The following is a 23,598-nucleotide window of genomic DNA, read 5'->3' as shown; positions in this document are numbered from 1 at the left end:
ATTATTTTATGTACAGTGGGAAATTTCCGTTGATTTCCCCGCTGTTGATTCACGGGGTATATGATTAAACGAGGTACGCTGAGGGAGATAACATTTACGTAATGGATATTAACGCACTCATTGAGCAATATGGCTATGCCGCGCTGGTCATCGGCAGCGTGGCAGAAGGTGAAACCATCACGCTGTTAGGGGGCGTCGCCGCGCATCAGGGGTTACTGAAGTTCCCGCTGGTCGTTGCCGCGGTCGCGCTGGGTGGAATGATTGGCGATCAGCTGCTCTACTTTCTGGGGCTGCGATTTGGGCCAACGCTGCTTAAACGCTTCGCAAAGCATCAAAAGAAAATCCGCCGCGCTCAGCGGCTCATTCAACGTCATCCCTATCTGTTCGTCATTGGCACGCGCTTTATGTATGGCTTTCGCATTATCGGGCCGATACTGATTGGCGCCAGCCATCTGCCGCCAAAAATTTTTCTGCCGCTCAATATTTTGGGCGCGGTTGCCTGGGCGCTGATCTTTACGACGCTCGGTTACGCAGGGGGCGAAGTGATTGCGCCATGGCTGCATAATCTCGACCAGCACCTGAAGCACTGGGCGTGGTTGATTCTGGTGGTTGTGGCGGTGATTGGGGTTCGACTGTGGCTGAAGCACCGGGAAAAGACGCGGGATGAGGAGTGAGTGCGGTCTCCTCCCCTCACCCCAGCCCTCTCCCTCAAGGGAGAGGGAGAAAGGTTACTACCCCTCCGGCTTAAACTGCGGGTTCGCCAGCATAAAGCCCCCGTCGACGATAAACGATTGCCCTGTGGTATAGCTGGCGTCGCTGTCGCAAAGCCACGCCACCAGGCTGGCAATCTCTTTAGTGTGGCCCGGCCTTGCCAGCGGTATTTCCGGCATTGAGCCTTCCTTCACTTCGCCGTCGTCCATGTCATTCATCGGCGTGGCAATGGCACCCGGCGCGACGGCATTCACCAGAATATTGTGCTTAACCAGTTCCATCGCCATGGATTTGGTTAACCCGCCGAGCGCATGTTTTGCCGCCGTGTAGGCGCTCGCCTCCGGCAGCGGCGTGTGCTCATGCACCGAGGTAATGTTCACAATTCGCCCCCCTTCCCCCTGCTTCACCATCTGCCGGGCGGCAATTTGTGAACAGAGAAACGCGCCGTCCACGTCGACGGTGAAAATATTCCGCCAGTCGTCAAACGGCATTTCAAGGAACGGCGCTTTGGTCATCGCACCCGCATTATTGACCAGCACGTCCAGCCGGCCAAAACGCGCAATCAGCGTTTCAATAGCCTCTGCGCCTTCCGGTAGTGTGCTTAAGTCAAGATGGATAGCCTCTGCGCGCTGCCCCTGCGCTTCAACTTCGCGGCAGGTTTCCAGCGCCCCTTTTTCATCCGAATGCCAGGTGACGCCAATATCAAACCCGCGCTCTGCAAGCATCAGCACCGTGGTTTTACCGATCCCGGAATCCGATGCGGTTACAATCGCTACTCTGGTCATACTCACCTCCTGAAAAACTGCAAAGAGGTAAGTATAGATAATGACCTTTTTTAGCCATGATGATAGCCACCGCCCAGCGCCGAGGTCAGCTGCAGCGTGGCGTCGACATACTGCCCCTTTAACAGTAATCCTTCGAGGTGTTCTTTGAGGGCCGGTATTCTGGCTTCACTGACCCGAGAGCCCGCAACGATCCCCGCGCTGAAACGCGCCTGGGCAAGCGCCACAACGCGTGCCGCATCTTTTTCAACCTGCTGCTGGTGGCTGTTCTTCGCCGTCAGCGTTTCGACTTCACTGGCCGTACGTGCCACCTGATTGACGGCTTCGACCACCGCTTTGTTGTAGTTCGCCACCGAGAGATTATTCTGCGCCTGAGCGATATCCAGGCTGGCGTTCAGCCTGCCGCTGTCGAAAATCGGCAGCGTCAGCCCGGCGGTCATGCCCATCTGCTGCGCGGAAGAGCGGAACAGATCGCTCAGGTGCAGGGCATCCTGCTGTAAGAATGCCATCAGGTTCACGTCAGGGTAGAAAGCCGCTCGGGCAGCCTCCACTTCGCTCATAGAGGCTTCGATAAACCAGTGCGCCTCCTGAAGATCCGGACGACGTGCCAGCAGTTCATAGCCGAGCGTCGACGGTAACGAGGCTTCCACCGTCGGCAAGGCGTGCCGCGTCAGCGTCACGGAAGAGGCGTTCGTCAGCGCGACCAGGCGCGCCTCAACGGCTTTCATCTTCCCGTTGACTTCTGCCAGCTGCGCTTCGGTTTTGTTGGCGTTGATATCCGTTTCGACGCCCTCCACGGAGGAGGTGATGCCGTGTTGATACAGCTCGCGATCGGCACCGATAATATTGTCCTGCTCATGTTTGATCTGGGCGAGAACCTCCCCCACGGCGGCCTGCGTTTGCCACTCCCAGTAGAGCCGCGCCACGCTGCTGGCCAGCAGCTGACGCGTCTGCTCCAGCTCCGCTTTTTGCGCATTCACTTTGCCAATCCGGGACTCGACCCGGGCGCGATTTTTTCCCCAAAGATCGAGATCCCAGCCTGCGGTCAGGCCAAAGGTGCCGTTGGTGTACCACGGCCCGGTGGTGCCTGCAGCCGGGTCGGTAAAGGCAAACGGTCCCATCAGCCCTTCGGCGGACATTTTCTGACGTTCCGCATCGGCGGAAAAATTAATCTGCGGACCGTCGGCTGCCATTACGGATTTGGCCTGGGCTTCGGCAAGCGTAATGCGCTGACGGGCAATCTGCATATCCGGCGCATCGCTTAATGCTTTCGCAATAAGCCCGTTAAGTTCGGGATTGTTATACTCTTTCCACCACTCATTTTTCGGCCAGTCGGTATGACGAAGCTGCGTATTCACCGACGCCGCAGCGGTTTGCGTTTTAATGGGAGATACCGTGGCATGTTCAGGCGCACAGGCAGCCAGAATAAAAACGAAGGGAGCACTCAGAGAAAAAAATAAGAGAACGTTTCATGACGCCATAAACTCAAAAAATAAAGGCGCACGTTACGCTCAGTGTCGTTCATTTTTTTAGTAACGCGTGGCAATCCGCAAATTGTCATACATCTTAATACACGGAAATTTATTCCTAAAAATAATGATTAAATTTAATACATTCATGCCAACCATAAATACGCTGCTACACTTATTCAGGACATACATGAGCGGGAGAAGGGAATGAAAATATTACTGTGGGTTATTTTGATTATATTTCTGATAGGTCTCTTAGTGGTTACCGGTGTATTCAAGATGATTTTCTGATTCCTTTGCCCGGCGCATCGCCGGGCAACGTCCTCGATATCAGGCTTTCAGCGAAGCACCTTTCGTAGCAATAACCTCTTTATACCAGTAGAAGCTCTTTTTGCGGCTGCGCGCCAGCGTGCCTTTTCCGCTGTCATCGCGATCGACGTAAATAAAGCCGTAGCGCTTAGAGAGTTCAGCTTTAGACGCGCTCACCAGATCGATTGGCCCCCAGCTGGTATATCCCATCACCTCAACGCCGTCATCAATTGCCTCACGCACCTGTACCAGATGGTCGTTAAGGTAGCTGATGCGATAGTCATCCTGCACCACACCGTCCGCATCCGGTTTATCCTTCGCCCCGAGGCCATTTTCCACGATAAACAACGGCTTCTGATAGCGATCCCAGAGCACGTTTAACAGGGTACGCAGGCCGATGGGGTCAATCTGCCAGCCCCATTCGGAACTTGCCAGATGCGGGTTTGGCACCATGCTCAGGATGTTGCCGCGCGCCTGCTGGTTGAGAGCTTCATCCGCGGTAACGCAGCCCGTCATGTAGTAGCTGAAGGAGATAAAATCGACGGTCGATTTCAGCGCCTCGCGGTCGGCGTCCGTGACCTCAAGCTGAATACCGCGGTCGCGGAAGAAGCGCTGCATATACCCCGGGTAAGCGCCGCGGCACTGCACGTCGCCAAAGAACTGCCAGGTGCGGTTTTCCTGCAGCGTCTTCAGAACATCTTCCGGCTTGCAGGTCAGCGGATACATCAGGCCGCCCAGCAGCATGTTGCCAATTCTGGCATCAGGAACGATCTCGTGGCAGGCCTTCACCGCCAGCGCGCTGGCAACCAGCTGATGGTGGATTGCCTGATACACTTCACCTTTGCTGCTGGTTTCCGGCAGGCCCACGCCGGTCATCGGCGCGTGCAGAGACATATTGATCTCGTTGAAGGTCAGCCAGAGCTTCACCTTCTCTTTGTAGCGCACGAACACGGTACGGGCATAGCGTTCAAAGAAGCCGATAGTCTGGCGGCTGCCCCACCCGCCGTACTGCTTCACCAGCCCCCACGGCATTTCGTAATGCGACAGCGTCACCAGCGGGGTAATGTTGTGCACAGCAAGCTCGTCAAACAGCCGGTCGTAAAACGCCAGCCCCGCCTCGTTAGGCTGCTGCTCATCGCCGTTCGGAAAAATGCGGGTCCAGGCAATGGAGACGCGCAGGCAGCTAAAGCCCATCTCAGCGAACAGTTTGATGTCTTCGGGATAGCGATGATAGAAGTCGATGGCAACATCCTTGATGCCGCTGTCACCCGCCACGCGCTCAACCACCGGGCCAAAGACACCGCGCGGCTGAACGTCTGAGGTGGACAGCCCTTTTCCCTCTTCCAGATACGCGCCCTCTACCTGATTCGCGGCAACCGCGCCGCCCCATAAAAAATCGTCCGGGAAAGTTTTCATCACGTTCTCCTGTTATTGATGGCTTACGCTGAGTAACGGCGCACCGGCACTGACGGACGTTGCCGCCACGGTCACCACGTCGCGATACTCATCGCTGTTACTGATAATAATCGGGGTCGCCAGGTCGAATCCGGCATCGATAATCGCCTGTCGGTCAAACTCCAGCAGCAGATCGCCGGGCTGTACCTTGTCGCCCACCTTCACGTGGGCGGTAAACGGCCTGCCGTCGAGCTTCACGGTGTCGATACCCACGTGGATTAACACTTCAATCCCGCTGTCGCTAAGCAGGCCGATGGCGTGTTTGGTCTGGAAAAGAGAGGCCACCACGCCGGCAAACGGGGCAACCACTTTGTTATCGGAGGGAATAATCGCGGCACCGCTGCCCAGCAGGCCGCTGGCAAAGGTGGTATCCGGCACCTGGTCGAGCGCCAGAACGGTGCCGGTCATCGGTGCCAGCACATCGTTTTCACCCGCGGAGACCGCCCCTTCTGTCGCGGTGTTTCCTGGCATACCGGCGACCAGCGTCAGGCCGCAGCTCAGTACCAGCGCCACCACCGTACCGATAATGCCGCCCCACAGCGTGGCGTCCACGCCGCCCGGCGGGATCATCTGGGCGACAGTAAAGATATTGGCGAAGCCGAAAGAGTAAACGTGGGTGTCACTAAAGCCGACAATCGCCCCGCCGATAGCCCCCGCCACGCAGCCGAAAATAAACGGACGGCGCAGCGGCAGGTTTACGCCATACACTGCGGGTTCGGTGATACCGAAAATACCTGCCGTCACGGATGAACCGGCCAGCATTTTCTGACGCGCATCGCGGGTGCGCAGGAAAATGCCCAGCGCCGCCCCCACCTGACCAAACACCGCGGGCAAGAGCATGGGCAGCATGGAGTCATGCCCCAGCACCGCCAGGTTGTTAATCATCAGCGGCACCAGCCCCCAGTGCAGGCCAAAAATAACGCAGACCTGCCATAGCGCGCCCATCGCCGCACCCGCCAGCCACGGCGCCAGAACGTAAATACTCTGATAGCCGTTCGCCAGCAGCTGGCTCAGCCAGGTCGCCAGCGGCCCGATAACGAGGAAAGTCAGCGGCACGGTTACGCCCAGACAGATCAGCGGCGCGAAGAAGTTTTTCATCGAGGAAGGCAGCAGCCTGGTGCTCTGTTTTTCAAGCCAGCAGCTCACCCACGCGGCGAGAATAATCGGGATCACCGACGAGCTATAGTTGAACCAGGTGACAGGGATGCCCAAAAAGGCGTCCGACACCGCGCCCGGCTGCTGGCTGGCGTTAAACGCCGCAATCATTACCGGATGGGTGAGCGCCCCACCGATCACCATGGTAATAAACGGGTTGCCGCCGAACTTTTTCCCGGCGGTATAGCCCAGCACCATCGGGAAGAAGAAGAACAGCGCGTCGCTGGCGGCAAACCAGATTTTATACGTGCCGCTCCCGGTCGTGAGCCAGCCGCATACCACGGCCAGCGCCAGCAGCCCTTTCAGAATACCGGACGCGGCCAGAATGCCGATAAACGGGGTGAAGATCCCGGAGACGATGTCGATCAGGCGGCCCAGCAGGTTCCCCTTTTCACCCTTCTCTTCCACAACAGGGGCGTCATCCGTAAGGCCTGCTTCATTACGGACAGCCTGCCAGACGTCGTGAACGTGGTTGCCAATCACCACCTGAAACTGGCCGCCGCTTTCGACCACCATGATTACGCCCGGATTTTTCTTGAGCCCTTCCGCATCCGCCCGTTGATTCTCTTTCAGTTTGAAGCGAAGCCGGGTCGCGCAGTGCACAAGACTGACGATGTTCTCTTTTCCGCCAACGTGGCCGAGAATATCCTTCGCTAAAGCCTGGTATTCCATCTCGATTTCCTTACATCCGATGCCCGCAGGCACCTGTTGACTGAGTACAAAAAATAAAAAAACCCGAGAACGGCCTTCTGACGAAGGCCGTTCTCAGGTTTTGCCTGCGTAGTGCAGTAACAATCCTGTTTGAGGCTTAACGCCCCTCTTTTCTCACCCGCTCGATATGAATGGCGAGGAACATAATTTCTTCGGTCGTCAGCTCACGCTGATAGCTTTTGTTCAGGTGCTGGGCGATTTTCTCGGCGCATTTCCACGCTTTCGCGTAGTTGTCTTTTACTGCCGTATGCAGCGAGACATCGTCATCTTCCACCACGGTGCGGGTGAGCATCCGCTGGGCAAAAAACTTCAGGTGGGTGACAAAACGCTGATAGCTGAGCGACTCTTCGTCATACTCAAGCTGCAGCTGATACTTCACCAGCTGGAGGATCTCCTGCATCACCCGCGTCACGTGCATCACCTCCGGCATTTCGCTGTTCAGCTGCGCGGTGACCAGATGCAGCGCGATAAAACCGGCCTCATCCTCCTCCAGTTCGACGTTCAGGCGTCTGGCGATAATGGCCCGCGCCTCCTGCCCTAACTCGAACTCCTTCGGATACAGCCGTTTGATATCCCACAGCAGCACGTTTTTGATGGCCAGCCCGTTCTTCTGCCGCTCAATAGCAAAGTAGCAGTGATCGGTGAGGGTGATATACAAGCTCTCCTGAAGCTTGCCCAGCCGCTGCGTCGCCAGCCCGATGATGCGATCGCAGGTGGTCATCACCTCCAGCGGAATTTGACTCAGCAGCTCTCCGAGCCGACGCACCAGTTCATCGCTTTGTAATGCAAACACCTTTTCAACCAACGCGGTATCCAGCGCTTCACCGACGCGCTTCTGAAAGGCCAGCCCACGGCCCATCACCACCTGTTCGCGCCCGCGCTCATCCTGAACAACCACCACGTTATTATTGAGTATCTTGGCGATTTTCATCGGAACCCCAGAAACAAAAAAACCTGACCTCCGGCAGATGCCAGAAAATCAGGTTTTGCCTGCATAAGCAGTAACAATCCAGTTCTGGCACTCTATCAGTTTCATTCGTAGCCTCAATGCGTCACGCGTCAGAAACGTGACGCGGATCGAACTTGCTACGGTGATATCAGAAGGTCACCACCGTTTTCAGCTCGGTGACCCAGGCATCCTGGGTGCGGCTGACCCCGCCGGGATGATGCCAGTACTGAATGCCCGGCTGCAGCTCGAGCCATGACGCCGGACGAAAACGGTAGTAAAACTCGCCGTTCAGGGAATGGCCCGGCACCGGGTGATACGCCGGATTGTCATAATCGCTTACGCCGCTCAGGTTGTTCAGGTAACGCTGGTTGCGGGCGTACTGGCTGCTCATATCAATCCAGGTTAAGCCAAAGCCAATCCAGTCTTCCGGTCGCGCATCAAACAGCCCGCGGTAGCGCAGCGAGGCGGCGTATACCTGGTGCATGTAGTTACTGCTCTGTTCCGCAAGGCTCATGCTGAACGAGGTACTCAACCCGCGATTCGGATCGTCCTGATGCTGCGTTAGCTGCTGGTTCAGTCCGGCGTACATAAACCAGGTCCGGCTGTGCGTATCGAATCCGTCCGGGTCCGTCGCCCCCGCCCCACCCGATTTGCCGCGATAGAGATCGGTTTGCGGCGCGTTGGTAAATACCACGCCCAGGTTGTACGCGCCCGGCAGGCCGTTAATCAGCGGACGCGCTTCGATTTCAACCGGCAGTAAGATCCCTTTGCTGCCCTTCGTCGACCAGCTCCACGCATGGCTGCGGCTGGCGGCCTGCGGATTCTGCTCCATCACGCCGCCTTTTAAGGTCAGCGTCGGCGTGAGTTTATAGGCAAGCGTGGTGCCCCAGGTGTGCACGTTCCAGTTGTTCCAGGTCAGCGAGTTGGCGGACTTTCCGCCGCACTGGGACAGCAGCTGGAAATCACAGGGGATAATTTGATCGAAGGTTTGCACCTTGTTCATCATCCCTATGCGCCAGGTCAGACGCCGGTCGTCAAAGCTGCGGGCAAAGGTCAGCCAGCCCAGACGGGTAATCGACTGCCCGCCCCAGCTCTCCTGGGTCAGATCGTTGAAGTTGACGCGCGGATCCTGCACGCGTTTGGTGGTGAGATCGTCATTGTGGTTGCGGTTAACGATGTTTCCCTCGATACGCGCGTCCGGGATACCGGTCCAGCGCTCCAGGTCCTGGTTGAAGGTCAGCGCGAACTGGTCAATATAGGCCACGTGGGAGTCGTGGTTATAGCCACCGCCGCCGTTCCAGCCGATCTCATTCAAATAGCCGAGATTGTACGTAAAGCCGTTATCGTTGAGAATTTTACGCACACCGAGCATATTGCCGAGAAGCGGCGCCGGTGGAGCCTCAAAACCTAGTACCGTACCGTTCCAGTCTTGCGCCATCGACAGCGGGGATATCGCCAATAAGGCGAGCGCATAGAGTTGATTTTTATATGCCATAATAACAACCTGTGATTGAGTATTGAGTGCGTAACCGGCCGCAGGAAGTTTTTCTATTTCCTGTCGATAATTCATTTTTTAAAATCATTAAAAAGCGCTAAGCCAAATGTCTCTCCTGCGTAAACGACAGGCAAAAAAAAACCTAAGCGCTTCACAGCGAAAATGCTGCGAAACGCTTAGGTTTTGCCTGTTAACCAGTAACAATCCTGCGTTGAAAACAGTGGCACCTTAACACCGTCGCGCCACGTTGAAAACCTGAACTGTTTTCTGTTTTAAAAAAGTGTGAGCAATTTAACGCTTATTATTTCGACTGAATTACCCGGGCAATATCAGCCGACGTCTGTAAAGTACGAATATCCTGAAATAACCCCAGCGCTTCATCGTACTCTTTGCGTAAATAACTCAGCCACTGTTTAATACGCGCGACGTGATACAAACCGGTATCGCCCTGCTTTTCCAGACGGCTGTATTTTTGCAGCAGCGTGACGACGTCTGCCCACGGCATTCGCGGCTCGTTATATTTCACCACCCGGCTGAGGTTGGGCACATTCAGGGCGCCGCGACCGATCATTACCGCATCGCAGCCGGTGGCCTGCAGACAGGCCTGCGCGCTCTCGTAGTCCCAGATTTCGCCGTTAGCGATCACCGGAATGGTGAGGCGCTTGCGGATCTCGCCGATCGCCTGCCAGTTTATGCGCTCGGCTTTGTAGCCGTCTTCTTTGGTGCGGCCATGCACCACCAGCTCGGTGGCTCCGGCCTGCTGCACCGCATCGGCGATTTCAAACTGCCGCGCGTCGCTGTCCCATCCCAGGCGCACCTTAACCGTCACCGGCAAATGCGCGGGCACGGCCTCGCGCATGGCTTTCGCGCCGCGATAAATCAGCTCAGGATCTTTCAGCAAGGTCGCTCCGCCGCCGCTGCCGTTCACCAGCTTCGACGGACAGCCGCAGTTGAGATCCACCCCGTAAGAGCCCAGCTCAACCGCCCGGGCGGCGTTTTCCGCCAGCCATTCAGGATACTGGCCGAGCAGCTGAATACGCACCAGCGTGCCGGAAGAGGTCCGGCTCTGGTTGTGCAGCTCGGGGCACAGACGGTAGAAGGATTTTACCGGCAACAGCATATCGACCACGCGCAGAAATTCCGTCACGCAGAGATCGTAGTCGTTCACCTCGGTCAGAAGCTCGCGCACGAGGGAGTCGAGCACGCCTTCCATTGGGGCCAGTAAAACACGCATAGCAGTACCTGTGAAAAAAGACGCGCTATAGTAGCCGCTCTCTATATCGCTGGGAAGCGCTTCTGTTCGGGGAGAAAGTCAGCCGGCGTTGCCCCGACAATCGCGCGAAACGCCGCCGCAAATGCCGCCTGCCCTGAAAAACCCAGCATCCAGGCCACCTGCTTAACCGGGTATCCGTTGGCGAGCAGGTCCAGCGAGGCACAAATCCTTGCGCGCTGTCGCCAGGCCCGGAAGCTAAAGCCAGTATCTTTGATAAACGCGCGTGAAAACGTGCGTTCAGACATCGCGGCCCGTTCCGCCAGCCTTTCCAGAGAAAGATCCCAGAGATTATTGGCAATGATGTCACAGGCAACGCGATGTAAGCGCTCATCCACGGGCATCGGTAATTCGGCCGAGATTTGCTGAGCTTCACTGAGAATATCGAGCAGCAAAACGGCCATGCTGCGCTGAGTGGCTGGCCGGTATTCCGCACTGAACAGCCCGGCTATCAGCTCTTTGAACAACGCTGTCGCCATAATGACGTGAACCTCTTCTTTCCGTTTAAAAGACCCGCATTGCGATATCAGCGCAGGGCTAAACCAGACTGCGCGCAGCTCCGTTGCGGATAACACGCTGTAGGTATGCTCCTGAAAGGGAGGGATCCACAGCGCGCGCTGCGGCGGTATGACCCAACGCTTATTGCCGGTTTCGACCAGCATCACCCCTTTGATGGCAAACAAAAGCTGTCCCTGTGAATGCTGGTGAGGCGGATCCACTTCGCCGCGCGTATAGCTAATAGCCCCTCTGGACCATCCGATGTCATCGTCATGAATTGGCGTTTTATCGATAACGGTTGGCATCTCACATTCCTCCCTTCCACTTATGATGCTGCTTGTACACGTAACCGGAGAGAGACGCAATGCACATTCAATTTATCATTCATGAACATTTCGAAGCGCCGGGCGCCTATGAAATCTGGGGGAAAAGCCGCGGCCATACTCTGAGCTACACCAGAGTTTATCAGAGCGATCCTTTACCCGAGGAGCTGGGGAGCACGGACCTGCTTATCATCATGGGAGGCCCGCAGTCCCCCGCTACCACGCCTGAGGAATGCCCCTGGTTCGATGCACAGGCGGAAAAGGCACTCATCAGCCGCGCGATAGAGGCAGGTAAAACGGTGATAGGCGTCTGTCTTGGCTCGCAGCTTATCGGCGAAGCGCTGGGGGCAGCGTTTAGCCATAGCCCGGAAAAAGAGATCGGCAAATTTCCCGTCAGGCTCACCGATGCAGGCAAGGCGAACCCGCTGTTTGCGGATTTTGGCCACGAATTGAACGTCGGTCACTGGCATAACGACATGCCAGGGTTGACGCCGCAGGCTAAAGTGCTGGCTTACAGCGAGGGCTGCCCCCGTCAGATCGTGGAATATGGCGAACGGGTTTACGGTTTTCAGTGCCATATGGAGCTGACGCCGGAGGTTGTAGAGTTGCTGATTGAGCATTCGCAGAATGACCTCAGCCGCGCGGATGAATTCCGTTTTGTCGAAACGGCGGAAAAACTCCGCTCGCATGATTATCGCGAAATGAACCAGGTGCTGTTTTCTTTTCTCGATAAACTGACCGCCTGACGCTGATGCCTTCTCTGGCGCGTTACTACGCCAGTGCAATTCCTTTCCTCTAAACTATTGCCTGCACCAGTAAGATGATACCGGACGTTCCATTCCGGAATGTCTGGTATGCTCAAAATTCATGATGTGATCCGTGGCACATTTTTAGGTTTAATTGTATGATGAATGCGTTTCAGCAAGGACTATCACCATGAGCAAAACATTGAACATTATCTGGCAATATCTGCGCGCATTCGTCCTGATTTACGCCTGCCTGTATGCCGGGATTTTCATCGCGTCGCTGCTGCCCATCACCATTCCCGGCAGCATTATCGGCATGCTGATCCTCTTCGTGTTGCTGGCGCTGCAAATCCTGCCCGCAAAATGGGTCAATCCCGGCTGCTTCGTCCTCATTCGCTATATGGCGCTGCTTTTCGTGCCTATCGGCGTCGGGGTCATGCAGTATTTTGATTTGCTCAAGGCCCAGTTCGGCCCGATTGTTGTCTCCTGCGCGGTGAGTACGCTGGTGGTTTTCCTGGTCGTGAGCTGGAGTTCGCATCTGGTGCATGGCGAACGTAACGTGATTGGGGAGAAAACAAAAAAATGATGGCCAATATCTGGTGGTCGCTGCCGCTCACCCTCGCAGTATTCTTCGCCGCACGTAAGCTTGCCGCGCGTTTCAAAATGCCGTTGCTGAACCCGCTGCTGGTGGCAATGGTGGTGATTATTCCGTTCCTGCTGCTCACCGGCATTCCTTACGAACGCTACTTTGCCGGCAGCAAAATTTTAAACGACCTGCTGCAGCCCGCCGTTGTGGCGCTCGCCTTTCCTTTATACGAGCAGCTACACCAGATCCGCGCCCGCTGGAAATCCATCATTACCATCTGCTTTGTCGGCAGCCTGGTGGCGATGATCACCGGCACGTCGGTGGCGCTGTTGATGGGGGCCTCGCCGCAGATTGCCGCCTCTATTCTGCCTAAATCGGTGACCACGCCTATTGCGATGGCGGTTGGGGGTAGCCTCGGCGGTATTCCGGCAATCAGCGCGATGTGCGTTATTTTCGTCGGTATTCTCGGCGCGGTGTTTGGCCACAGCCTGCTGAACGGTATGCGCATTCATACTAAAGCGGCACGAGGTCTGTCGATGGGGACAGCTTCCCACGCCCTGGGCACTGCCCGCTGCGCGGAGCTGGATTATCAGGAAGGGGCGTTTAGCTCGCTGGCGCTGGTGATCTGCGGGATTATCACCTCCCTGCTGGCCCCGTTCATTTTCCCGCTTATTCTGGCGGTGATGGGCTAAAATTTGCGATGCGTCGCGCAAATTTCATTTTGTTTTCATAAGTTGCATACATAATGAGAAGTGGATCACATATAAAGCCCTGACGGCTCCGTAAACTACCGATCCATTAACCTTTATGAGGCAAACGCCATGCACCCACGTTTTCAAGCTTCTTTCGCCCAGCTTGCAGAGAATTTGCAGTCAGCCCTGGCTCCCGTTCTGGCAGATGCACACTTCCCCGCCCTGCTGACCGCGGAGCAGGTCACGATGCTGAAACAAGCAACGGGACTGGACGAAGACGCGCTGGCTTTCGCACTGCTCCCCCTGGCTGCCGCCTGCGCGCGGGCCGATCTCTCCCATTTTAACGTCGGGGCCATTGCGCGCGGCGTCAGCGGAACCTGGTACTTCGGCGGCAATATGGAGTTCCTGGGCGCGACCATGCAGCAAACGGTTCACGCCGAGCAGAGCGCCATCAGCCACGCCTGGCTGCGCGGTGAAAAAGCCCTGAGCGCCATTACCGTTAACTACACTCCGTGCGGCCACTGCCGTCAGTTTATGAACGAGCTGAACAGCGGGCTGCAGCTGCGCATCAACCTGCCGGGCCGCGCGCCGCACACGCTGGGCGATTATCTGCCTGACGCATTTGGTCCGAAAGATCTGGAGATCAAAACGCTGCTGATGGACGATCAGGACCACGGTTTCGGCCTGTCCGGCGATGACCTGAGCCAGGCGGCGATTACCGCCGCCAACAAGAGCCACACGCCGTACAGCAAGTCCCCGAGCGGCGTGGCGCTGCAGTGCCGCGATGGCCGAATCTTCACCGGCAGCTATGCGGAAAACGCCGCGTTTAACCCAACGCTGCCGCCGCTGCAGGGCGCACTCAACCTGCTGAGCCTGAACGGCTATGATTATCCGGACATTCAGCGCGCCATTCTGGCTGAGATTGCCGATGCACCGCTGATCCAGTGGGATGCCACCGCCGCAACGCTCAAAGCGCTGGGCTGTACGACGATTGACCGCGTACTGCTGGCGTAATCCTTCCGGCGGGCAGAAATGCCCGCCAGTTTGCTGAAAAACCCCTCAGTTGAGTCGCTGTTTCTTGCGCTAACCAGGCGGGTAAAGTAGCCTGAGTTAAATTTCACCTTCGGTACGAGCCATCTGCATGTTAAAGCGCGTTTTTTACAGCCTGTCTGTCCTGGTCGGCATACTGCTGTTGATCGTGCTGGGTCTCGACCGCTGGATGAGCTGGAAAACCGCCCCCTACATCTTTGATGACCTGCAGGACCTGCCCTATCGTCAGGTTGGGGTGGTGCTTGGCACCGCCAAGTATTACCGCACCGGCGTCATCAATCAGTATTACCGTTACCGCATTCAGGGCGCGCTGAACGCCTACAACAGCGGCAAGGTGAACTACCTGCTGCTGAGCGGCGATAACGCCCTGCAAAGCTACAATGAACCGGTGACGATGCGTAAGGACCTGATTGCTGCGGGCGTGGATCCGGCCGATATCGTGCTCGACTACGCCGGGTTCCGCACCCTGGACTCCATCGTGCGCACGCGCAAAGTCTTCGACACCAACGACTTCATCATCATCACCCAGCGCTTCCACTGCGAGCGCGCGCTGTTTATCGCCCTGCATATGGGCATTCAGGCGCAGTGCTACGCGGTGCCGTCGCCAAAAGATATGCTGAGCGTGCGCGTGCGCGAGTTCGGCGCCCGCTTTGGTGCCCTGGCCGATCTGTATATCTTCAAACGCGAACCGCGCTTTTTAGGCCCTCTGGTGCCGATTCCGGCGATGCACGAAGTGCCGGAAGACGCGCAGGGTTATCCGGCCGTCACGCCTGAGCAGCTGCTGGATATGCAGAAAAAAGAGAAATAGCGGGACCGCCTTTATACTTTCTTTACGGCCGGCCTGACGCTTTTTATCTCCCCTTTACGTCTGCTCTTTTAAGCTGAGTTCACTGCCGCTACGGCTTCATTGAAGAATGACTATGAACTCGATAATGAATGCGTTTTTCCTCAAAAGTCTCCGCCCGTACTTTAACTTTCCCGGTTTATCACTCCCTGGCGCACTTACTTCTGGTCTCTGGCTGGATGAAAAAATAGACGCCCTGCAGCACAACGTTGCCGTGGAAGTGGCCGATTATCTGGAACGTTACCCGCAAACGAAACATGTTGACGTTTATCTGAACGATATCAACGGCACGATGCGCGGCAAGCGCCTCTCGGTAGAGAGCATGCTGAATCTGGAAAAAGGCTGTTATTTTCCGCTTTCCGTCTACTCAATGGACCAGAAGGGAAAAATCGCCGCCCCGCTTTATGATGAACCCGACCGGCTGTGCGTCCCGGTCGCCGGCTCTTTGCGCCCCTGTCCGCAGGATCCAGAGCACACGGCGCAGATCCTGCTGACGATGAAAGACAGCGACGGTAACCCCTGCCCGCTTGAGCCGCGCGTGATACTGCAGAACGTACTGGCCCGCTTCCACCAGCACGACCTCTTCCCGGTTATTGCACCTGAAATTGAGTTCTATCTGACGGGACATAACGATCGCGATCCGCAAAATCAGGGCTGTTTTCATATGGATACCTCGTCGGTGCATGCGGCGCTGTTTGACGAGCTGGAACAGCTGGCCCACCTGCAGCGCATCCCGCTGTCAGGGGTCGTGGCGGAAGCCGAGTCCGGACAGTACGAATTAAACCTGAAGCACAGCCATCGCGTCGTTGAGGTCTGCGATAACGTGCTGGCGCTTCGTCGCCTGACCCGTTACGTTGCTGAAAAGCACGGTCTGCAGGCCAACTTTATGGCTAAGCCTTTCAGCCAGCTTGCCGGCAGCGGCCTGCACTTCCATTTCAGCCTGAACAATCGTCACGGCGAAAACGTCTTTGCTTCCCCGGTGAACGCGCTTAACAGCATGATACGTTTGTGCGTCGCGGGCCAGATGGCGCTGATGCCCGCCTCCGTCGCCATTCTTGCGCCAGGCGTCAACGCGTTTCGTCGCCTGCGTAAAAGCCTGACGGAACCCGTCTTTAACTCCTGGGGCTATAACACCCGCTCCGCCGCCCTGCGTATTCCCTGCTCGGATGAGAGTAACCGTCGTATCGAGTACCGGCTGGCCGGGGCCGATGCGAATCCGTATCTGGTGGCGGCCACTATCCTGACCGGCATGCTGTACGGGCTGGAACATATCGACGAGGGGGATCTCCCTGAACCGCAGCACGACCAACCGGAACTGCCGCTGTTCCAGCAGGAGGCGATTGAGGCCTTTGCCCGCTGTCAGTATCTCACCGACAGCCTGGGCGATGCCTTTTCCGAACAGTGGGTCGCCTGCAAGCTCTCTGAACTCGACTGGTTTGAGCGCATTGTGACCCGAGAGGAGTCCCATCTGGCATAGAGCATAAAAAAAGCCCGCTCGGTGAGCGGGCCGGGTATGGAGAGAGACGATTACTTCTTACGGGCGTACTTCAGTGAATCCAGCGCAACCGCGAAGATAATGATGGCGCCCTTGATGATGTACTGCCAGTACGGGTTCACGCCGATATAGGTCAACCCGTAGTTGATGACGGTGAAAATGATCACACCGGTCACCACGCCCAGTACCGTACCCACACCGCCGCTGAAGGAGACGCCGCCCACCACGCAGGCTGCGATCGCATCCAGCTCATACATGAAGCCGAGGTTGTTGGTTGCAGAGCCGATACGGCCCGCTTCCAGCATCCCACCGAAGGCGTAGAACACGCCGGACAGGGCATAGATGATGAGCAGGTTCAGAGCTACGTTAACGCCGGAGACTTTCGCCGCTTCCGGGTTACCGCCGATGGCGAAGATGTTTTTGCCGAAGCGCGTTTTGTTCCACAGGATCCAGACGAAGGCCACCGCAATCAGCGCATAGAAGGTGATGTACGACAGGCGGAAGCTGCCAAGCGCAATAAACCCTTGCGTAAAGGTCGAGAAGCCGCTGTCAAAGCCCGAGATTGGCGAAGCGCCGACGAAGTCGTAGTACAGGGAGTTGATACCGTAAACGATGATCATCGTACCCAAGGTGGTGATAAACGGCGTCACGTTCAGGTAGGCGATGATAATTCCGTTGATCAGACCAATCACCGCACCGATGGCGCAGACAATCAGGATCACCACGAAAATCGGCATGGTGGCCATTTCCGGGAAGACCTTGTTAGCGTTTTCCATCGACTGCAGCAGAGTTGCCGCGATAACCGCCGCCAGACCCACCTGGCGACCGGCAGAAAGGTCCGTCCCCTGGGTCACGATCAGGCCCGCCACGCCCAGCGCAATGATAATACGCACGGAGGACTGGGTCAGAATGTTACTCAGGTTCAGCAGGCTTAAGAACGTAGGGTCCTGGAAAATGATGATTGCCAGCAAGACTAAAAGAACAACGTAAATACCGCCTTCTTTCAGGTAAGTGAGAAAACTTTTTTTATTTAACGCACTCATGAGGAGCCCCTGATCTTAAAGGTGCAAAGACGCAAGACGCAAAATTTCGTTTTGCGTTGTCGTTTTGGTGTCAACAATACCGGCGACGAGACCATTGCTCATAACCAGAATACGGTCCGTGATCCCTAACAATTCCGGCATTTCGGAAGAAATAATAATGATCCCTTTATTCTTTTTCGCCAGCTCGGCAATCAGCTGATAAATTTCAAACTTCGCGCCGACGTCAATACCGCGGGTAGGTTCATCCAGCATCAGAATTTCTGGCTGGGTTAATAACCAACGGCCGATAATCACTTTCTGCTGGTTACCGCCTGACAGCGAACCAATTTGGGTGCGATGGCCTGGCGTTTTCACGCGCATGGAGTCAATCACCCATTGGGTATCGCTCTTCATGCGGGAGTTATCCAGCAGCCCGACTTTGTTTTTGTAATTGCGAATGTTAGAAATTAACGAGTTAAAGTTAATATCCAGATAAGCATAAATACCGGTCGACCGACGCTCTTCCGTCACCAGCGCGAAACCATTATTAATAGCTTCGTTGGCGTTGTGGTTGTTAATTTTCTTACCGTGCAGCGTAATGGTGCCTTGAGCCTTCTCACGGATACCAAACAGGGTTTCGACGATATCGGTACGTTTTGCCCCGACCAGGCCGGCAATCCCCAGGATTTCACCTTTATGCAGGTCGAAGGAGACATCGCGTATAGACGGCTGACGTAACGAGGTCAGGTTGCGCACTTCCAGAATCACTTCACCCGGCTTGTTTTCTTTGTCAGGGAAGCGCTGGTTCAGGGAACGGCCGACCATCATGGCGATGATCTTGTCCATGTCCAGCCCTTCCAGCGGCTGCGTGGCAATCCACTGACCGTCGCGCAGGATGGTGATCTCATCGCACAGCTGGAAGATCTCTTCCATTTTGTGTGAGATGTACACAATGCCGCAGCCGCGATCTTTTAGCTTACGAATAATGGTAAAAAGGTGGTTAACCTCTTTTTCCGTTAATGACGATGTCGGTTCGTCCATGATGACGATTTTCGCATCATAGGAGAACGCTTTGGCGATTTCGATCATCTGCATCTGGGAGACGGATAATGTTCCCACGCGGGCGCGCGGATCGATATCAATATCCAGCTCGTCGAAAATCGCTTTGGTGTCGCGATACATTTTGTCCTGATCGACAAAGACACCTTTGGTTGGATAACGTCCCAACCACATGTTATCCATAACTGAACGCTGCAGCACCAGGTTTAATTCCTGGTGAACCATCGAGATACCGTTTTCCAGTGCTTCTTTCGCTGAATGGAAATCGATCTCTTTCCCCTGAAAAAGAATGCTGCCAGAATCTTTTTGATAGATCCCAAAAAGACATTTTAATAATGTTGATTTACCCGCACCGTTCTCCCCCATTAAGGCATGAATAGAGTGAGGACGAACTTTTAAATTAACATTATCGAGTGCCTTAACGCCGGGAAATGACTTGTTGATACCGCTCATTTCCAACAGGTATTCACCGGATGACTGAGTTGTTGTGCTGACCATAATTATACCTTGTTGGCCTCGCATATCGCGTTATAAAAGGGCGCAACGAATTGCGCCCAGTGGAGACAGTACCGCTAACTTATTTACCGATAAACTCAGCCAGGTTGGACTGGTCTACGCCCACGTAAGGTACGCGAACGATTTTGTTGTCAATTTTCCAGTTGGTGCCATCTGCCGCGCCTTTGCCATCGGCGAGGTTTTTCGCCAGATCGAAGGTGGCTTTCGCCTGGTTGTTGGCATCGTTCAGCACGGTACCGGCCATCGCACCGGATTTAACCAGCGCCAGCGCTTCTGGCAGTGCATCCACGCCGAATACCGGGATTGAGGATTTGTTGTGTGCTTTCAGCGCTTCTACCGCACCCATTGCCATCGCATCGTTGTTGGCGATAACGACTTCGATTTTGTTGGCATTAGGGCCGGACAGCCATGCGTCCATCTTATCTTTCGCCTGAGCGGTATCCCACATCGCGGTATCTAACGCCAGCTGCTGGGTTTTCAGGCCCTTGTCGTTCAGCTCTTTGATAACGTAGGTAGTACGCGCTTCAGCATCCGGGTGGCCTGGCTCGCCTTTCAGCAGCACGAACTGAATCTGACCGTCTTTATTCAGGTCCCAGTTCGGGTTCGCCGCCCAGTGTTTCGCGATCAAATCGCCCTGAATAATACCGGACTCTTTGGAGTCAGTACCGACGTAATACGCTTTGTCGTAGCTATCCAGCGCCTTACGGGAAGGTTCTTTGTTGAAGAAGACGATCGGCACGTTCTGACCGCGCGCTTTTTCAATGACCGTGCCTGCTGCAGCCGGGTCAACCAGGTTGATGGCCAGGGCTTTCACGCCTTTCGCCAGCAGAACGTCGATCTGGTCGTTCTGTTTGGACTGGTCATTCTGGGAGTCGTTCATCAGCAGCTGAACGTCTGGCGCTGCTTTCGCATCTTTCTCAATCGCTTTACGCACAACAGACATGAAGTTGTCGTCGTATTTATAGATGGTCACACCAATACGGGTATCCGCAGCGTGCGCTGCTGCACCAAAAAGCATGCTTGCCATTACAGCAGACAGGGTCAACACCTTCTTATTCATGGTATCTCCGGTTTTTTTATGCAGGGTAGTTCTTGTGAATAACGATCGGCGGGCAGGTGTTAATAAAACGTTACTGACAGCCGAAGTTCACTTATAAAATTTCTCTCTTCCGTGTTCGGTAACGCTCCAGAAATGCGTTTTATTCGTTGTTTGCGGCACATTGGCTATAGTGAAAGTGAATAATCACTGTTACATAGCGTTTCAGCCCCTAAAACGCTGACATCATAGTCAGCGCCTTGTTAAGATACTGTGAATTTACTCACAGATTGAAAACGGTTACATCACCTGATCTAATCAGTTAGTGATCGGAACCACAATTTGCCGGGCCGCGACGGAGTGGCGACGTACTAAAGTCGGCATGAAACAGTGCGTTGCGCCCGGATCCAGCAGCCCTGCCGCTCCCTGTAATGCCAACTCAGTCGCCAGTTTCGCCATAGAGGCAATGGGGTAGCGCACCGTTGTCAGCTGCGGGTCGGTGTAACGGGCAATCGGGATATCATCAAAACCAATGAGTGATAAATGCTGTGGCACCGCAATGCCGTTATCCTTCAGTGCCGTTAGGGCGCCAGCCGCCATGCTGTCGTTATAGGCAAACACCGCAGAAAGCTGCAGATTGCGACCCAGCAGCTCCACCATTGCCGCCTCACCGCCCTGCATGTCCGGCGTGCCGGTCCCCACCCAGCTTTCGGATGGCGTAATGCCGTGCTCTTTCAGGGCATTTTGCCACCCCTCGCGCCGCAGTTCGTCATCTTCAATCTGATGGCTGGAGGCCAGATAACCGATCCGCTGATGCCCGTTGTTGATGAGCATTTTCGTGGCCATCATGGCGCCGCTGACGTTATCCAGCCCGACGCAGCGGTGGGCATAGCCGGGGACAATGCGGTTGATCAGCACCATGCCCGGGATCTGCTCCATCAATCCGGTTAGCTCTTCATCGCTCAAGGCTTTTGAATGGACAATCAGGGCGTTACAGCGCTGGCGGATCAGCACTTCAATGGCATGGCGCTCTTTTTCCGCCTCATGATAGCTGTTGCCGATCAGGACATATTTCTGATGCTGCTGTGCCACCATGTCGACCGCTTTCACCAGCGCGCCGAAAAAGGCATCCGAGACATCCATCACCACCACGCCGATGGTGTCACTGACCTGCGTCGCAAGCGCCTGGGCATTGGCATTTGGCCGGTACCCGAGCTGGGTCACGGCTTTCATTACGGTTTCTCGGGTTTCAGGGCTGACCAGCGCGCTATTGTTCAGCACGCGTGAGACGGTAGCCACAGAAACGCCCGCCTGACGGGCGACGTCACGAATGGTGATCATATTCACCATCCTTCAAAGGATTGCAGCAACTCACAGACACCCCCTGTGTTTAGCAAGGTGGCTATTTTGGCAGCGAGAGAAAGGGGACTACGTGAAGAAGCTCACAGTCATGAAAACGCTTACATCCGTTTTGTTAATGATTGTGATCCAGATCGTTATCTGGATGTGTTTTTCAATGATACCCCTGACGCATATGCGGTTAACTGACGCCACACCCACTCCAGCGGCCCCTGGCGGAAATAGCGTAGCCAGAGAACAGAAAACGCCAGGTTTACCACCCAGACCGGAATAACAAACGCCAGCAGCGTAAGGCGGTCGAATTTCATAAACAGGCCAAAACGATAGAAAAGCGTGGTACATATGAGCGTTTGCAGGAGGTAATTGCTCAACGCCATTCGGCCCACGCAGGCGATAGCGCTGACAATCCACAGGCGGGAAAGCGTTGGCCAGAAGCCATAGATCAGCGCCGCGTAGCCGATGGTCTGGAACGGCGCGCTCAGTTCACGCGGCACCTGGAGCAGAAACGCGCACCAGCGGTAATCCCAGTGAATATGCCACTGCACAATCACCGCCGGGAGGTTAATCAGCACGCCGAGCAGCACCAGACCGGCGCCGGTACGACGATAGTGACGCAGGCTGAATTCTCCTTTCAGCCAGCCGGTGCGCATCAATGACGCGCCCATCAGCATCATGCCCGCCAGCTGCCAGCCGTATTGCGCGCCCAGCGCAAGGAGGTTGTCCCCCAGCATATCCGCACGGTTGCTTATCGCTTCCGTACCGCCTTTCAGCTTCCAGAACTGTTCGTACTGCAGGTTAGCGGCATCCGGGATCCATGAACGGTTTGTCGCCTCGCCGGAGATCATCCCCAGCAATAGCAGGACGCCAAGCCCCATCACATACAGCATCACGCCGGTGTTAAACAGGCTTTTTACGCTGTGCGCATCGCGAATGAGACGCCAGCAGATGAGCCCGACTAACCCATACGCGAGAAGAATATCGCCGTCCCAGAAGAACAGGCCGTGGATAAAGCCGAGGAGAACCAGCAGCGTCAGGCGCGACTGGATCCAGCGCGTACCGCGTTTTAGGAGAAGCTGCAGGCCTGCGCCAAACAGCAGGGCAAAGAGCGTGAGGAATTTGACCTGCGCAAAGAGGTCGAGGATCGCCCACGTCCAGGCATCACTGCGCGTGATGTCGCCATACCACGCAGGATTGAGATAAGCCGCCTTCGGCAAACCGAAGGCGGCGATATTAAGCAGCAGGATACCGAGAATGGCGACGCCGCGAACAAAATCGAGCGTGACGTTTCGCTCCATGGTCCCTGCCCTGTAAGACTTAGTTGTGATGACGTACGGCGCGCAGGAACTCCTGGCGGGTATTCTGGCTTGACTTAAACAGGCCGCCCAGCGAGGTGGTGGTCGTTGCACTGGTCGCATCACGCACGCCGCGCGCCTTCACGCAGTAGTGAACCGCGTCGATAGAGACGGCCACGTTATTGGTGCCCAACAGCGTTTGCAGCGCGGTCAGGATCTGCTGCGTCAGACGCTCCTGCACCTGCGGACGCTGGGCAAAGAACTGCACGATGCGGTTGATCTTCGACAGGCCAATCACCGTATCTTTGGGGATATACGCCACGGTCGCTTTACCGTCGATGGTCACGAAATGGTGTTCGCAGGTGCTGGTCAGCGTGATATCGCGCACCGTCACCATCTCATCCACTTTCATCTTGTTTTCAATGACGGTGATTTTCGGGAAGTTGGCGTAATCCAGGCCGGAGAAAATTTCGTCGACGTACATTTTCGCGATGCGGTGCGGCGTCTCCATCAGACTGTCGTCACTCAGATCGAGATTCAGCAGCTCCATGATTTCGGTCATATGACCGGCAATCAGACGCTTGCGGGTTTCATTGTCCAAATCCTGTACGGGCGGACGCAGTGGCGTTTCAAGACCGCGCGCAACCAGGGCTTCGTGGACCAGGGCAGCTTCTTTACTGAGTGATGACATTTTGTTCTCCTGCAGGTGTGGCGTCTTTTGCCCTCGTTGTGGCAAAAGTATGCGCTCATTGTGCGTGAGGCGACGCACATAAT

The 23,598-nt window shown here is 55.6% G+C and carries 20 protein-coding genes and 1 pseudogene; 7 read left to right on the top strand and 14 right to left on the bottom strand.

Features of this window, described 5'->3' with window-relative positions:
• Window positions 1–101 precede the first annotated feature (101 nt).
• Window positions 102–674, top strand: coding sequence for a DedA family protein (locus UR504_RS20445; RefSeq protein WP_115875835.1), 573 nt, complete (start codon window positions 102–104; stop codon window positions 672–674).
• Window positions 675–731: 57 nt separating this feature from the next.
• Here UR504_RS20445 and UR504_RS20440 read toward each other — a convergent pair whose 3' ends face one another.
• The 8 genes and pseudogenes from UR504_RS20440 to UR504_RS20405 form a co-directional block, all read right to left on the bottom strand.
• Window positions 732–1,496, bottom strand: coding sequence for an SDR family oxidoreductase (locus tag UR504_RS20440; RefSeq protein ID WP_271368653.1), 765 nt, complete (start codon window positions 1,494–1,496; stop codon window positions 732–734).
• Between the two features lie 50 nt (window positions 1,497–1,546).
• The gene (gene mdtQ / locus UR504_RS20435) at window positions 1,547–2,941 is read right to left on the bottom strand and encodes a multidrug resistance outer membrane protein MdtQ (RefSeq protein WP_414464938.1); all 1,395 of its coding nucleotides are present in this window, start codon (window positions 2,939–2,941) and stop codon (window positions 1,547–1,549) included.
• A gap of 351 nt (window positions 2,942–3,292) precedes the next feature.
• Window positions 3,293–4,687 (bottom strand): glycoside hydrolase family 1 protein, encoded by a 1,395-nt coding sequence (locus tag UR504_RS20430; RefSeq protein WP_302235098.1) that lies wholly within the window; start codon window positions 4,685–4,687, stop codon window positions 3,293–3,295.
• A gap of 12 nt (window positions 4,688–4,699) precedes the next feature.
• Window positions 4,700–6,666: pseudogene (gene bglF, locus UR504_RS20425) on the bottom strand (PTS beta-glucoside transporter subunit IIABC); the annotation flags it as partial.
• A 23-nt stretch (window positions 6,667–6,689) separates the two neighbouring features.
• Window positions 6,690–7,523, bottom strand: coding sequence for a BglG family transcription antiterminator LicT (licT, locus tag UR504_RS20420; protein ID WP_115875840.1), 834 nt, complete (start codon window positions 7,521–7,523; stop codon window positions 6,690–6,692).
• A gap of 166 nt (window positions 7,524–7,689) precedes the next feature.
• Window positions 7,690–8,979, bottom strand: a complete 1,290-nt coding sequence (locus UR504_RS20415) for a carbohydrate porin (RefSeq protein ID WP_414464937.1) — start codon at window positions 8,977–8,979, stop codon at window positions 7,690–7,692.
• Between the two features lie 358 nt (window positions 8,980–9,337).
• Complete coding sequence (gene dusC / locus UR504_RS20410; protein WP_320740078.1) at window positions 9,338–10,270, bottom strand: tRNA dihydrouridine(16) synthase DusC; 933 nt, start codon at window positions 10,268–10,270, stop codon at window positions 9,338–9,340.
• A gap of 41 nt (window positions 10,271–10,311) precedes the next feature.
• Window positions 10,312–11,109, bottom strand: coding sequence for an AraC family transcriptional regulator (locus UR504_RS20405; RefSeq protein WP_302235094.1), 798 nt, complete (start codon window positions 11,107–11,109; stop codon window positions 10,312–10,314).
• Window positions 11,110–11,168: 59 nt separating this feature from the next.
• Here UR504_RS20405 and UR504_RS20400 point away from each other — a divergent pair, with 59 nt between their 5' ends.
• The 6 genes from UR504_RS20400 to UR504_RS20375 all read left to right on the top strand — a co-directional run bounded on the left by UR504_RS20400 (window position 11,169) and on the right by UR504_RS20375 (window position 16,522).
• A complete protein-coding gene (locus UR504_RS20400) occupies window positions 11,169–11,873 on the top strand; it encodes a type 1 glutamine amidotransferase (protein ID WP_320718281.1) in 705 nt (234 codons plus the stop codon).
• 190 nt (window positions 11,874–12,063) lie between these two features.
• The gene (locus UR504_RS20395; RefSeq protein ID WP_111965323.1) at window positions 12,064–12,459 is read left to right on the top strand and encodes a CidA/LrgA family protein; all 396 of its coding nucleotides are present in this window, start codon (window positions 12,064–12,066) and stop codon (window positions 12,457–12,459) included.
• The gene (locus UR504_RS20390; protein ID WP_111965322.1) at window positions 12,456–13,151 is read left to right on the top strand and encodes a CidB/LrgB family autolysis modulator; all 696 of its coding nucleotides are present in this window, start codon (window positions 12,456–12,458) and stop codon (window positions 13,149–13,151) included. The genes UR504_RS20395 and UR504_RS20390 overlap by 4 nt, the downstream gene beginning before the upstream one ends.
• Before the next feature lie 129 nt (window positions 13,152–13,280).
• Entirely contained in the window at window positions 13,281–14,165 is an 885-nt protein-coding gene (cdd, locus tag UR504_RS20385) for a cytidine deaminase (RefSeq protein WP_320740077.1), read from the top strand.
• 127 nt (window positions 14,166–14,292) lie between these two features.
• On the top strand, window positions 14,293–15,009 hold the full coding sequence (gene sanA / locus UR504_RS20380) for an outer membrane permeability protein SanA (protein ID WP_008500918.1): 717 nt from the start codon (window positions 14,293–14,295) through the stop codon (window positions 15,007–15,009).
• 124 nt (window positions 15,010–15,133) lie between these two features.
• Window positions 15,134–16,522, top strand: coding sequence for a glutamine synthetase family protein (locus UR504_RS20375; protein WP_320740084.1), 1,389 nt, complete (start codon window positions 15,134–15,136; stop codon window positions 16,520–16,522).
• A 50-nt stretch (window positions 16,523–16,572) separates the two neighbouring features.
• On the opposite strand, the gene mglC is transcribed toward UR504_RS20375, so the two are convergent.
• The 6 genes from mglC to folE form a co-directional block, all read right to left on the bottom strand.
• Window positions 16,573–17,583, bottom strand: coding sequence for a galactose/methyl galactoside ABC transporter permease MglC (gene mglC, locus UR504_RS20370; RefSeq protein ID WP_008500921.1), 1,011 nt, complete (start codon window positions 17,581–17,583; stop codon window positions 16,573–16,575).
• Between the two features lie 15 nt (window positions 17,584–17,598).
• Window positions 17,599–19,119, bottom strand: coding sequence for a galactose/methyl galactoside ABC transporter ATP-binding protein MglA (mglA, locus tag UR504_RS20365; RefSeq protein WP_047174129.1), 1,521 nt, complete (start codon window positions 19,117–19,119; stop codon window positions 17,599–17,601).
• Window positions 19,120–19,198: 79 nt separating this feature from the next.
• Window positions 19,199–20,197 carry a galactose/glucose ABC transporter substrate-binding protein MglB gene (mglB, locus tag UR504_RS20360; protein WP_008500923.1) on the bottom strand — a complete coding sequence of 333 codons (999 nt, stop codon included), beginning with the start codon at window positions 20,195–20,197 and terminating at the stop codon, window positions 19,199–19,201.
• A 294-nt stretch (window positions 20,198–20,491) separates the two neighbouring features.
• Window positions 20,492–21,514 (bottom strand): HTH-type transcriptional regulator GalS, encoded by a 1,023-nt coding sequence (gene galS, locus UR504_RS20355; protein ID WP_115875849.1) that lies wholly within the window; start codon window positions 21,512–21,514, stop codon window positions 20,492–20,494.
• 155 nt (window positions 21,515–21,669) lie between these two features.
• Window positions 21,670–22,827 (bottom strand): DUF418 domain-containing protein YeiB, encoded by a 1,158-nt coding sequence (gene yeiB / locus UR504_RS20350; RefSeq protein ID WP_136195430.1) that lies wholly within the window; start codon window positions 22,825–22,827, stop codon window positions 21,670–21,672.
• Between the two features lie 19 nt (window positions 22,828–22,846).
• Window positions 22,847–23,515, bottom strand: coding sequence for a GTP cyclohydrolase I FolE (gene folE, locus UR504_RS20345; RefSeq protein ID WP_023312471.1), 669 nt, complete (start codon window positions 23,513–23,515; stop codon window positions 22,847–22,849).
• Window positions 23,516–23,598 lie beyond the last annotated feature (83 nt).

This window comes from Enterobacter sp. 241F3, assembly GCF_034106785.1.
Taxonomy (GTDB): domain Bacteria; phylum Pseudomonadota; class Gammaproteobacteria; order Enterobacterales; family Enterobacteriaceae; genus Enterobacter; species Enterobacter vonholyi.
Note: the sequence above shows the minus strand (reverse complement) of the source record. Positions and strands in the feature narration are given on the sequence as shown.